Origin of the sequence: Micromonospora sp. RTP1Z1, assembly GCF_033804685.1 — a bacterium.
Lineage (GTDB): Bacteria > Actinomycetota > Actinomycetes > Mycobacteriales > Micromonosporaceae > Micromonospora.
The window spans coordinates 46,201-58,794 of the sequence record NZ_JAPFQV010000029.1; the positions used below are offsets into that span (position 1 = coordinate 46,201).

A 12,594-nucleotide genomic window follows, 5' to 3' on the forward strand; every position below is an offset into this window, starting at 1 on the left:
CCGTGTGCTGCCCTGACAGGCCACATGCCGGGTACTGGCTGCCCTTCAAGGGGTGAGCGCTGGTGAAGGTCGGCTGAAGCCCGCGCGGAAGGACAAGCGGAAACTCCCGGGACCGGTCGCTGGCAGACAGGGGCAGAGGCAGTCAGCGGCGGGCCTGAAGGCGGCGCCTCTCTACCGTCGGCGGCCGTTGCTTCGGGAGGCGTGGCCGCCTCGCCGTGAGTACTGCTCAACGAGGTCGTCGATGGCGCTGGTGTCCTGTGCGGGCACCGCCGCCGCAGCAACCTGCCGGATGGCGGTGGCCTCGCCGACGACTGGCTTGGGTGGACGCGTCTTCAAGGTGAACGCTGGTGTCTGGCATCCGTCGACCACGAGGCGGGCGGCGGCGGTATAGGCGTCGAGGTGAGTCAGGTCGTGCTCGTCGAGTTCGGGCAGGGTGTGCCGTGCGAGGACGCGAGCGTCCTCCGGCGCGCACGAGAAGTAGATCTTGTTGCGGGCGTTCGCGGAGGCGGCGGCGAGCAGGTCGCGGGGGAACTGCGCGAGGTCCTGGTGGGACAGGACGAGGGACAGCCGGTACTTGCGGGCCTCGGCGAGCATCGTGTCCAGCGAGTTGGCCAGGGTGAGGAAGTTCTGCGCCTCGTCGATGATCAGGGTCGCGTCCCGGCGACGCTCGGGTGAGGTCTTCGCCCGGGCGGTGGCGGCCTGCCACACCTGAGCGAGGACGAGGGAGCCGAGTAGCTTGCTGGTGTCCTCGCCCAGGGTGCCCTTGGGGATGCGCACCAGCAGGACACCGCCGTCGAGGACCTCGCCCATGTCGAAGCTGGAGCGTGGGTAGCGCATGGTGCGCTTGACGAAGTCGCGCAGCAGGAACGCTCGCAGGCGGGCGAGGACGGGCCCGATGACCTGGGAACGCAGGGCGGGGTTGAGCTCGTCGTACCACTGCCAGAACCCACTGAGGCCGGCCGGGTCGTCGAGGTTGACCGTCATCGCCGACCGGAACTGCGCCGAGTTCAGCAAGGGTGGGATGTGTTGGAGGGTGACGTTGGCGTGTCGCAGCAGGGTCAGGCAGGCCACCCGCATCACGTCGTCCATCCGGGGTCCCCACGCCTTGGCGAAGATGTTCCCAAAAATCGACACGAGGTTGTCGACCACCAGGTCGGGGTCGTCGCCGGACAGCGGGTTCAGCGTCGGCGGGTTGGGCTGGTCGGGGTCGAACAGCACCACCCGGTCCGCGACCCTGGCAGGGAGCCGGTCAAGGATGTCCAGGACCATGTCCCCGTGCGGGTCGATGACCACCGTCCCGCGGCCGGCGGTGATGTCGTCGACGGCCATGTTCACCAGCAGCGTCGTCTTCCCAGAGCCGGTGGATCCGATCACGTGCATGTGATACCTCGCATCCGGCACCGCCAGGGCCACCGCGTGGCCGCCGACCTCCGCGTCACCGAGGACCTTCGCGCCGCGACCGCCGGTGGGCACGGCCACCGGGGCGGGCATGGACTTCGCCCGCGCCCGGTCCAGGCCGGGCACGGCCAGGTCCCGCGGCAGCGCGGCGAGCGCGGCCAGCTCCAGCGTCGAGGTCAGGAACCCCGCACCGAGGCGACGGCGGGCAAGCACCGCGACCGGCGAGGACATGCGGGCCCCGTGCGCGAGCCGGTTACGGCCGGCGTAGACGGCGAAACTGGAGGCGACCGCGTCCGCAACGGCCCGTAGCCGGCCCTGCGGGTCGGTCCCGCTGCGCTGGCTGTTCTTGGCGACGGCGTAGCGGATGCCGGTCTGCCACAGCGGGTGGGAGGTCTTGTCCAGGATCGCCCGCACGTCCCGCTCGACGCCGGGGTCGCGGCGTCCGGCCGGGACGGTCGACCGGGAGCCGACGGTCCGAGGGGGAAGGAACAGCTCGATCAGCCACAGCAGCGGCGCCGCCGGATTGAGCATCGGGACGGCGGTTTTGCCGTCACGCAGCCGCCCGGCCGCCCGCCGCGCCCGTGCCGCACGACGGGTAGTGGCGGGACGGGCGAGGACCTGCACGCAGGCGTGCTCGTTGGCCTTGAGTCCGGATCCGGCGGACATCAGCGCCCGCAGCGGATCGCTGTCATGATCGGTCGCGAGGGGCAACCATTCGGCGGCGGTGGGCAGGAGATGCCCGCCCACCGCGGCACGCACCTCGAGCGGGATCGGCGGGCCTGCCGCGATGGTGGATGTCGCGGCACCGGGCCACGCGGCCCGCACCGCCGCCTCGACCGCACCCTGCGGCACGCTGCCCGGCACCCAGATCGAGATCAGCAGCCGCCGCCCGGTCCACGTGTACTGCCACACCACGTGCGGGCTGCCGTAGAGCAGCCGGCGGCGCCGGGACGGGGTCAGGGTGCCGGCCAGGTTCGCCCACAGCGCCGCGGCGCCGGTGGCGTCGACCTGCGGTGGCGGGGCGATCGTCACGGTGCGGGCATTGTCGGCGTGCCGGCGGTGCCGCCACAGGTCGAGCAGGTTGCGGCCGGCGACGGAGGCGATGAACCCTGCCGCAGCCACAGCGAGCAGCCACGGCCGCTGCACCGCCCAGTCGGCGGCGTCGGCGACCCAGCGGCTGGGCCCGGTCGCCGGCACGACGAGGCCGGCGCCCGGCCCGGGCGGGCTGGGCGCCGGTGGCGGCGATACGAGCAACGACAGTGTTTCTGGTGGCCTCACAGGTCGTTCTCCTCGTCGTCGAGGCCAGCCAGCTCCGCCGGCCGCGTTGTGCACAGCAGGTGCTCGGCGTCGGAGGAGATGGCCTCGAAGCTGCTGCGGTTGGTGCCGGAGATCAGCAGCCCTTGGCCGACTCGGGCGGCGAGCAGCAGCCGCCGTTCCCCGGCGGTGAGGCCGAACGCGTCGCCGATGGCGTCGATGGCCTGCGGGGCCTGCTTGAGCAGCACCTGGGTGGCGGCGTTGGCGACGACGGCCTGGCCGAGGTCGGTGCCGAGGACGTCGGCGACGTCCTGGGTGATGACGGTCAGGCCGGCGTGGCGCTTGCGGGCGGCCTTGGACATGCGGAACAGGAACCGGGCGCCTTCGCCGTCGCGCATGAGCAGCCACGCCTCGTCGACCACGACGAGCCGGCGGGTGGCCAGCCGCGCCGGGTCGACGGCGTCCACCGCCCGCCAGATTGCGTCGAGGGCGAGCAGGGTGCCGACGGTGCGCAGCTCGTCGGCAAGGTGCCGCAGCGACCACACCACCAGGTGCCCGTCCGGTCGGGTCGTGGTCGGCCCGTCGAACAGGTCGGAGAACGAGCCGTCGACCCACGGGGCGAGCCGCGCGGCGAGCTGCCGGGCGGCCTCGTCGTCGTCAGCGGCGAGGGTGGCGGCGAGGTCGCGCAGGAGCGGGGCGGGGCGGTGGTGGGTGGCGGGGTCGGGGGTGATGCCAGCGGTCCGGTAGACGGCCAGGATCGCCCGGTCCAGCGCGGCGCGTTCCGCCGGTGGCGGCTGCTGGCCGAGCAGGACGCTGATCAGCGTGTGCAGGAACAACCCGCGGCGGGTGAGCACATCCGGGCGGGTGTCGCCGGCAGGCAGGTCGAACGGGTTGATCTTCACGCCGTGCACGCCGAGGCGGACGATGGTCCCGCCGACCGCGTCGGCAAGGCGCACGTACTCGTCCTCGGGGTCGATCACCGCCACCTGCACCCGCTGGTAGAGGTTGCGCAGGATCTCCAGCTTGACGAAGTAGCTCTTGCCGGCGCCGGAGCGGGCCAGGACCACGCAGTTGTGGTTCTCCTGCGCCCACCGGTCCCACCACACGATCCCTCCGGAGTCCGGGTTGACGCCGTAGAGCACCCCACCCTCGGCGGGCGGGTCACCGGGCAGCGGCGCGGGCAGGTCGGCGCTGGCGAGCGGGAACGCGGCCGCCAATGCCTGCGTGTCCATGGTGCGCAGCATCTGCAGCGAGTCCGTGGCCAGGGGCAGGGTGGTGGTCCACCCGGCGAGGTGCCGCCAGGTGGCCGGCTGCACCTCGATCAGGGTGGACGCGGCGGCGGCCTTGACCTGCGCACACGCGTCCAGCAACTCCTCCTCGGTGCGGGCGTGCACCGTCAGGTACAGGCCGACGCGAAACAGCTTCGCCGCGCCGCGGGCGAGGCGTTCGGCGAGGTCGGCGGCGTCGTCCGCGGCGGCCTCCACGTAGGGGTCGGACAGCTTGCCCCGGTCGGCGTCGGCCCGCCTCGACGACTCGAACCGGGCCCGCTGGTTGCGCAGCCGGGACGCCGCCACCGGAGCGGGCAGGGGCTCGATGTGCAGGGCGAGGTCGAGGCGGCCCGGCCAGGACAGCAATGGTTCAAGCCAGGCCGGGCCGACCTCGGCCGGGTAGCCGGTCACCACGAGGGTCGCGGCGTACCCGTCACCGATGCGCAACATCCGCGGGGTCACCTCGACCGACGCCGGTGCGACGGTGGCCGCCAGCCCAGCAGACTGACGGCCACCGTCGGTAGGGGTGCGGGAGCGGTTGCGGCTTCTCATCTCGATCGCTTCTCTCTGCGCCTGGGGCGGCTGTCGGGAGCCGGGCCAGAGATCACGGTGTCGGGGGCGGCCAGGCCGCCGGGCCGGGGTGGCCGGTAGGGGTCTGCCGCCGCGGCGATCGCGGCGGTGACGGCCGCGCCGTCCAGGGCGCGGGTGGCGACGCCGAGCCCGGACAGGGCCCGGACGGTGTCCTCCGCCCTGCGGCGGGCGGCGTGGTCAGTCCGCTCACCGGCGCTGGCGCGGGTGACGATGAGGACCTGCCGACGCAGCGGGTCCCGCCGTTGGGCGAGATCCTCGAGGAACCGGGCGTGGTCGGCCGCCGCATCGGCCAGGGCCGGATGCGGGAGCGCCTCGACTGCCTGGGCCAGCGTGCGGGCGTGGGAGCGCAGGTCGACCGGCTGCGCGGACACGACGATCTGCGTCGGGGTCGACAAGCTGTTGAGCCAGCGGCCGAAGGTGTCGACCAGTGCGGCCTGCTCGTCCGGGGTGCGCAGGGCGAGGTTGACGTTGGTGGCGGCGACCATCGCCGCCCGGCCGGCACCGAGCCATATCTCGCCGGCGTCGTCGATGGCGTCGGCGGGCAGCTTCAGCGGTCCGGGCAACATCACCTTCGTCTTCGGCGCCTGCACCCAGTCCGGGGTCTTCGACGTCGTGTCGGTGGTCGACAGCGCCCGCGGCGCTCGTGAGTGGCGGACGGCGGCGAGCAGCCACACGTCCAGGGACAGGCCGTCACGCCGGCCGACCGCGACGCCGAACACCACCCCACCAATCACCACGGCGGCGCCGACGAGCACCGGTAGGGGCAAGACCTGGTGCAGGGCACGCCAGGCGCCGTAGAAGGCGAGAGCGGCGACGGCGAGGATCGCCAGCTGACGGAACGTCAGCCCGTAGAGGACCTTGTCGGGTGCGTCCACGTCGGCGGGCATCCGCGCCCGACCCGACTCGCTGTTGTCGCGGGAGTTCATCGGCCCACCGCCCGCAGGCCCCGGCCGAGGCCGGGAACGGACCGGGTGACCTGCTGGACCACGATCACCCGCACCGCCGCGCCGATCATGTTCGCGCCCCGGCCACCGCCGCTGGCGGCCACATAGCGGCGCATCAGGGCGGGCACCCGCAGCGTGGTCCACAACATGACCATCACGACAAACAGGTTGATGACCCCGCCCGGCTCCACCGGCAGCCCGAGCACGGGCAGCAGGTGCTCGGGGTCGGTGAGGATCCACTGCCCGGCATACAGGGTGAACCCCTGCACCACCGGCACCGCCAGCGTGCCGACGTACGACTTCCACCACAGGCGGGCGATCGGATCGGTCTGCGGCAAGGCGTGGCAGGCGAGGGCCAGGGGAGCGAAGGCCGTCAGGACGAAAACGGCGGCGAACCTGACGATCACACTGAACGCGGTGCCAGCGAGCAGGACCGCGATGATCGCCACGCAGACAACGAACAGCAGCACTGCGGTCTTGTCCTGCCCGGCGGCGATATGGGTTTTGATCGCCCGCAGCGCGCCGTTGCTGTCACCGTCGGACGTGGTGAGAGCGGCGGTAAGGGCGTTGGCGAGGTCGATGAGCATGCCGCACCACAACTGGGAGAAATGCGCGGCGACGAACCCCACGATCAGCCTCGGGACGAGGTCTTTGGCGGTGTAGCGGGAAGTTTCGCTGCCGCCCGCGGTCATGGTGAGCACGCCGGCGGCGACGAACGCCAGGACGAAGACGGTGTCCACGACGAGGACCGAACGGCCGGTCAGCGCCTGCACCTGCGGCAGGCCGGTGACGTTCGGGGTGACCAGCAGCGCGCTGCTGATCAACCCGAACAGGGCGTCCAGGGTCGCGAGGATCGCCGCCGCCAGCCAGTCCAGGATCTGGTCGAGCAGCCAACCCATGATCAGCCTCCGACGATGCCCTGGACGATGTCCAGCAGCACCGGGGCGAGGACGGCCAGGCCGTAGCCGACCAGGGCGTTCTTCAACGCCCCCTTGGCCTTGTCGACCTGCGCCGGGTCACCCCCGGCCGTGGCCCAGTAGACACCGGCCAGGACGAGGAACAGGGTGGCCAGGGCGGCGAGGATGCCGATCAGCCACGACTGCAGATTCGCGATCACGACCGGCAGCGAGTTCGCCGCCAGCACCGGCAGACCGGTGTCGGCGTACGCGGCGGCGGGCACCGACAGCAACAGCATCACCTCCGCGGTGACGGCGGCGGCGCGGCTGGCCCGACGGGCGGTGCGGGAGTGGGGGAGGGCACGAAGACGTGCCGGGATGCGGGACATGGTGGGTTCACCTCCGGCCCCGGCCGCCATGCAACGGCATGCGGCAGGGCGCTAGCGGGCGGGCAAGAAAGGAAGACCGCCGCCGGGCGCGTGGGCACGAGGGACGCCACGAACCGCACTGTCCTCGGGAGGAGCACGTCCTCCCTTGTCGGGTAGCGATGTGTTCGATGAGGTGTCAGCGCACCAAGCACTGCGCGGCACCCGAGGCGCCCGGCTCACGACGGCCCGACGTGTTCCGGGCCCGGCGGCGGGCGGAACGTGATCGACGCCCACGGTCGGGGCGTGGTGGTTCCGCACCCTCAAACCGCCGTTTGTGTGCTCTGGCGAACGCCTGAACAACTCACAGCCGCTCACACGCGGCCCGCGACTCTCACAGCGCAGATCACAGTCCCGTGCGGTGCCAGCGGACACCTGGAACTCCGGGCGGGCGGACAGCATGTCGAAATACTTGTAACTACCTAGGGTGACCGTTGGCGGGAGCTGATGCGCCGGGCCTCACAGCGGAAAGTACGTGCAGTGCTTGCTGCGCCCTCCGACGGCGGTGAGGCGCCTGCCTCATCCGCTGAGGCGGCGAGGCTGGTTGCCTGGCCAACTACCGTTGAGGCGGTGGAGGACATGGCGGCGAGGCAGGGGGTCGCGTGGTGATGACCGGTCCCAGTGCGTCGGCCCGACGTCGAGACGGCGGCGGTTTCCTGCGGTGGGTGGAGCTGGCCGAGGCCGACGCGGACCTGTCGGGCTATCCATTCACGCTGCCCGTCGTCGCAGGGCTGCGGGCGGCGGGCCGGCTGAAGCTGGATCCGGCGGTGACGTTCCTGGTCGGCGACAACGGCACCGGCAAGTCGACGTTGATCGAGGCGATCGCGGTGGCGGCGGGATTCAACCCCGAGGGCGGATCAGCCAACTTCCGGTTCAGCACCCGCGCCACCGAATCGCCCCTCGGCGAGTACCTGCGACTGGTTCGCGGGATCGGTAAGCCACGCACCGGGTTCTTCCTGCGCGCCGAGTCGTTCTACAACGTGGCCACTGAGATCGACCGCCTCGGTGTCGGCAATAGCTACGGCGGCCGCAGCCTGCACGAGCGTTCCCACGGCGAGTCATTCCTCGACCTGGCTACCCACCGGTTCGGATCGCGTGGACTGTACCTGCTCGACGAGCCGGAGGCGGCGCTGTCGGTGCACGGCTGCCTGGCGATGCTCACCCGGATCCGCGACCTCGCCGAGACCGGCTCGCAGTTCGTCGTGGCCACCCATTCACCGATCCTGCTGGCCGTACCGCACGCGCGGATCCTGCAGATCGACGTCACCGGCACCATCAGCGAGGTCAGCTACGACGAGGCGCAGCCGGTGGTGTTGACCCGCTCGTTCCTGGCCGACCCGCAGCGGTACCTGCACTACCTGTTCAGCGACGACCGTTGACCCGCACCGCCGGACCCGAACATGCAGGCGCCGCCCGGCCCGCGGCAGGTCTCGAAGGGCGGGCATAGAGCCGTCGGGCTCCCCGCACTGTGAGTTGCCGACATGTCCGTCATAGCCCGCGCACCCAGGCCAAAAGAAAGGGCGAGCGGCACGCTGTGAGCCGCTGTGAGCTCCTGTGAATGCGGAAGCTGGTGGTGGCGGCGAAGCCGTATCCGCGGTCCGGCCGGCTCAGCCCAGACCGGCGGCAGGTCACCGATGTCGTCAACCCACGGGGGAGCGGACGTACCCGGTAACGTGCTGCGGCGCCCTCGCCATGGTCATCGGTGAGGGCGCGCGTGGTTGTTCGGTTCGTCGCCGGTCTTCTATGGGAACTGGGGGCTGCAGTCTACGCGGCTTGCACCGTCGCCACTTGGGCGAGGGCGCGGCGTTCGCAGGCCCGGCGCAGCGCGGCCCGGCGTTGCGCTTGGGCTTCCCGCTCGTCAGCGGGCTGCAGGGCCGACACTCCGGTGAGCAGCCCGCGGGCCAAGGCGTCGGCGATGCGGGTGTCGATGCGGCGTAGCCGCATCCGCAGGGCGTCCGCGGTAATGCCGAGCCGAGCGGCGATCGGCTCGACCGCCCGCCGCCCCAACCGCACGTCGATGTAGGGCTCCTCGTCGACGGGGTCGAGGATCCCCAGGCCCACCGCGCGGCGCACCAGCACGTCCGGATGGCCGTACGGCACCTTAGGGGTGCGCGGCCCCGTGACGTGGTCCACGTCCTCCAACGGCGTGAACTCGCTGGCCTGCCTGCGCAGCTCTTGACCGGCCCGCCATCCGACCCGGCACAACGCCGCGTACGGCGCCGGCCGGGCCACGTCCACGTGGTCGCGCAGCGCCGCCAGGAATCCCGTCAGGATCTCCGCGTCGATGTCGTCCGGGTCGCCGCCGTAGCCGGCGCACAGCTGCCCGGCGTAGCGGCGCAGCGCTGGCATCGCCATCCCGACCGCGGCGATCACCCACTGCGGCCCGCACATACGGGCACGGCGGATCAACTCCCGCCACAACATGTCCCGCGCCGTGTAGGCGCGCGGATGCCGCAGCAGCCAGTCCCGCACTGCCGGCAGGGCCGTCACACCCGACGGCAGGCCGTCGTCCGGGTCGAACATGTCAAGGTCGATGGACAGGGGCGCCGGGTCACTCGTCAGCGCCACGAACGCGGCGTCAGCGGCGTCCAGGGGCGAGGCGGGCCAGTCCATGTCGGACACACTCATGTCACCACTCCAATGTCAGAAAGAATCGTCGACTGACACCGCCGTCGTGTCGCGGTGGCGCCGGGACCCGATTACGCCACGGCCGGCACACACGACCCTCACAGCGCAGGCCAGGACAGGTCCGGCACCACCGCGGCCGCCACGCCACCGCACCTGACACTCGATCTTTGGCATCGGCTGCCGTCGTTGACAGCGGCGGGTGACAATGCCGCTGGCCTGGGCTGCGGCACTCTCGTGGAGGCCATGTCATCGCTGTCGGACGGCGTGCCGGTGACCCTCGAGCGAGCGGCGGCGCGGCGATGACACCGGCCGGCGGTGACACTCACAGCCACTCTCACGCTCGCGGTGGCGGCTGACATCGACGCGTGCGCGGTGTCAGGAACGCCGGAGCCAGCGCCGGCGGCCACGTCACACCCCGCCGGCGGCCCGGTGTCATGACAACGCCGCCGATGTCGCGACCGGATGCCATGTCACCCGCGCTGCACATCCGCCGACAGCCCTTCAGCGCCTCGCTGACCCAGCGGCAAACCCGCCAAGGCTCGGCCGGCGGCCGACCCGCCCCTGAGCGACGGTCGCCGACGGAACCCAGGCGGGCAGCTGCTGTGAGCGGCACCTGTAGATCGTTGTGAGCGGCTGTGAGTGGCGGTGAGAACGGCAGGCGTTCGCCAGGGCACACAAACACCGGTTTGAGGGTGTCAGCGCACTGCATGCGCGGCGCGGAGCCGACACCACATGAGCGAGCACACGCCGCAGCACCACCACGACCCTGTCCATCCCGTCGACCCGCCCGGCGCTGACCCGACCCTGATCGACCTGGTCGTCGGCGACCCGCCGGTCCCGGTCACCGTGTGGCGCACCGCCCGCGGCGACGCCGACACCGGCCGCAGCATCGGCGCCCGACTGGCCTACCGGCTCGTCGCCGCCTACAGCCGGCCCGGCGACGCGGTGGTCGACCTGACCCGCGACCACGCCCTGACCGGCGCGTGCGGGGCCGGCGGACGCCGGCACCACCCCGGCTGGTTTACCGACGCGTCCAGCCTGATCATCGGACTCGCCACCCCGCCGGCCCACGACGACAACCCCACTGTCGGGCTCGACGACGGCGACCTGCCGGACGTGGGCGCCTGGTTCGGTGACGACCTCACCGACCCCGACCTGCCCCCGTCGACCGATCCGGCTGTCCCGGTGCCCGACAGCGTTCCGCTGCAGGAGGCCACCAGCCTGGTCGTGGCCTGCTGGCCCCTCGACGCCGCCGACGCGACCAACCGGATCCGGCTGGCGTGGCTGCTGACCGCATGCGTCCGGCTGCTGCGCCCCGGCGGCTGCCTCGTCCTCGTCGTCACCGTCCCCGCCAACACGGTCGGGCCAGAGGACTTCACCCCGGTAGCCACCGCCGCCGCAGCGGTCGGCCTGGGCTACCTGCAACACATCGTCGCCGTCGCCGCCGACACCTCAGGTGACACGTTCGTCTACCACGTCACCGACGAGGAACTGCTCACCCTCGCCCAGCAGGCCAGCGAGCAGCAGCGGGCGGTGGCGCACCTACGGGTGCACGCCGACCTGCTCGTGTTCAGCCAGGCCACACCACCGGCCACCGCACCACGGCAGGGACGGCGGCGGGAGAGCGGTGACCGTCATGGCTGAACATCGCACCCACGGACCGGGCGAGGCGGCCCGGCCTGACAACGGCGGCGGCCGGGACCGCGACGAGGGCCGCCACCGCGACGACGCACGCCACCCTGCGCCGGGCGGGTCGGAGAGCCTGTCGGTGTGGGCGACCGCCCAGCGCACCGGCCCGGTGCAGCGTCGCGGCCGGTACGTGGCCGAGTCGGTCAAGCACCCCGCCCGGATGCTCCCAGCGATCGCCGCGCACGCCATGCACGCCTACACCCAGCCCGGCGACCTCGTCCTCGACCCGATGTGCGGGATCGGCACCACCCTCGTCGAGGCCGTCCACGCCGGCCGCGACGCCATCGGCGTGGAATACGAATCCCGCTGGTCCGACATCGCCGACGCCAACATCACCCACGCCCACGACCAGGGCGCCACCGGCCGGGCCTCCGTGGTCCGCGGCGACGCCACCCGGCTGCGGTCCCTGCTGCCGGCCGCCCTCACCGGGCAGGTCGCCCTCGTGGTCACCTCACCGCCGTACGGGCCAACCGTCCACGGCCTCGTCCGGCCCGGCGCCGACGGGGTGGCGAAATTCGACAACGCCTACAACGACGGCACCGACCGCGGGAACCTCGCCTACCGCGACCTCACCGGCCTCACCGACGGGTTCGAACAGATCCTGCGCGGCTGCACGACCCTGCTCCGCCCGGGCGGCACCGTCGTGGTCACCGCCCGACCGTGGCGCAAGAACGGCCAACTCGTCGACCTGCCCTCCGCCGTCATCGCCGCCGGCGTCCGCGTCGGCCTGATGTCGACCGAGCGGTGCGTCGCCCTCCTGGCGGCCGTCCGCGACGGGCACCTCGTAGCCCGCCCGTCGTTCTTCCAGCTCCAGGCCGTCCGCAAGGCCCGCGTCGCTGGCACCCCACTGCACCTGATCACGCATGAGGACGTGCTGGTCCTTCGCAAGCCGGAGGCCGCCTCCGATCAGGAGGAGGACCGCGGATGACAGACCTTCCGCACGGCCTCGGGGCCGGGCTTGGTGCAGGTTCGGGGGTGGCGTGAGTGACCACCGCCGCGGGCTGGCACCCGGACCGCGCATCGGATCGTTGTGCACCGGATACGGCGGACTCGACCTGGCCATCGAGCTGGTGCTCGGCGGCCGGCTCGCCTGGTACGCCGAAACCGACCGGCACGCCCGCACCGTCCTGGCCCACCACTGGCCCGGCGTGCCCAACCTCGGCGACATCCGTGCCGTCGACTGGACCACGGTCGAGGCGGTCGATGTCCTCACCGCAGGCTTCCCCTGCCAGGACATCTCCAACGCCGGCAAGCGCGCGGGCATCGGCGGGGAGCACTCGAGTCTCTGGACCTGCGTCGCCGACGCTGTTCGCGTACTTCGACCGCAGCTCGTCTTCGTGGAAAACGTTGCCGCGCTCCTCCGGCGGGGACTCGACGCCGTCGAAGGTGATCTGGCCGCGATCGGGTACGACACGGGCTGGCTTTGCCTACGCGCATCCGACATCGGCGCCGCCCACCGACGCGACCGGCTGTTCCTGCTGGCCACTCCCCGCGAGTGACT

Annotated in this window: 10 protein-coding genes; 4 read left to right on the forward strand and 6 right to left on the reverse strand. The window is 72.1% G+C overall.

Annotated features, from left to right (window positions below):
• Window positions 1-171: 171 nt before the first annotated feature.
• The 5 genes from SLP03_RS16430 to SLP03_RS16450 are packed head-to-tail and all read right to left on the reverse strand — an operon-like array spanning window position 172 to window position 6,740.
• Window positions 172-2,676, reverse strand: coding sequence for a type IV secretory system conjugative DNA transfer family protein (locus tag SLP03_RS16430; protein ID WP_319461468.1), 2,505 nt, complete (start codon window positions 2,674-2,676; stop codon window positions 172-174).
• A complete protein-coding gene (locus SLP03_RS16435) occupies window positions 2,673-4,472 on the reverse strand; it encodes a VirB4 family type IV secretion system protein (RefSeq protein WP_319461469.1) in 1,800 nt (599 codons plus the stop codon). The genes SLP03_RS16430 and SLP03_RS16435 overlap by 4 nt, the downstream gene beginning before the upstream one ends.
• Window positions 4,469-5,398: a PrgI family protein gene (locus SLP03_RS16440; RefSeq protein WP_413644534.1), complete on the reverse strand. Its 930-nt coding sequence runs from the start codon at window positions 5,396-5,398 to the stop codon at window positions 4,469-4,471. The genes SLP03_RS16435 and SLP03_RS16440 overlap by 4 nt, the downstream gene beginning before the upstream one ends.
• A gap of 35 nt (window positions 5,399-5,433) precedes the next feature.
• Window positions 5,434-6,354, reverse strand: a complete 921-nt coding sequence (locus SLP03_RS16445) for a conjugal transfer protein TrbL family protein (RefSeq protein ID WP_319461471.1) — start codon at window positions 6,352-6,354, stop codon at window positions 5,434-5,436.
• Window positions 6,355-6,356: 2 nt separating this feature from the next.
• On the reverse strand, window positions 6,357-6,740 hold the full coding sequence (locus SLP03_RS16450) for a pilin (RefSeq protein WP_319461472.1): 384 nt from the start codon (window positions 6,738-6,740) through the stop codon (window positions 6,357-6,359).
• 644 nt (window positions 6,741-7,384) lie between these two features.
• Between SLP03_RS16450 and SLP03_RS16455 the strand changes: the two genes are divergently transcribed.
• Entirely contained in the window at window positions 7,385-8,155 is a 771-nt protein-coding gene (locus tag SLP03_RS16455; protein WP_319461473.1) for an AAA family ATPase, read from the forward strand.
• Between the two features lie 385 nt (window positions 8,156-8,540).
• On the opposite strand, the gene SLP03_RS16460 is transcribed toward SLP03_RS16455, so the two are convergent.
• A complete protein-coding gene (locus SLP03_RS16460) occupies window positions 8,541-9,404 on the reverse strand; it encodes a hypothetical protein (RefSeq protein WP_319461474.1) in 864 nt (287 codons plus the stop codon).
• Between the two features lie 732 nt (window positions 9,405-10,136).
• On the opposite strand from SLP03_RS16460, the gene SLP03_RS16465 reads away from it, so the two are divergent.
• The 3 genes from SLP03_RS16465 to SLP03_RS16475 are packed head-to-tail and all read left to right on the forward strand — an operon-like array spanning window position 10,137 to window position 12,592.
• Window positions 10,137-11,048: a hypothetical protein gene (locus SLP03_RS16465; protein ID WP_319461475.1), complete on the forward strand. Its 912-nt coding sequence runs from the start codon at window positions 10,137-10,139 to the stop codon at window positions 11,046-11,048.
• Window positions 11,041-12,021, forward strand: coding sequence for a TRM11 family SAM-dependent methyltransferase (locus SLP03_RS16470; protein WP_319461476.1), 981 nt, complete (start codon window positions 11,041-11,043; stop codon window positions 12,019-12,021). The genes SLP03_RS16465 and SLP03_RS16470 overlap by 8 nt, the downstream gene beginning before the upstream one ends.
• Before the next feature lie 52 nt (window positions 12,022-12,073).
• Entirely contained in the window at window positions 12,074-12,592 is a 519-nt protein-coding gene (locus SLP03_RS16475) for a DNA cytosine methyltransferase (RefSeq protein WP_319461477.1), read from the forward strand.
• Window positions 12,593-12,594 lie beyond the last annotated feature (2 nt).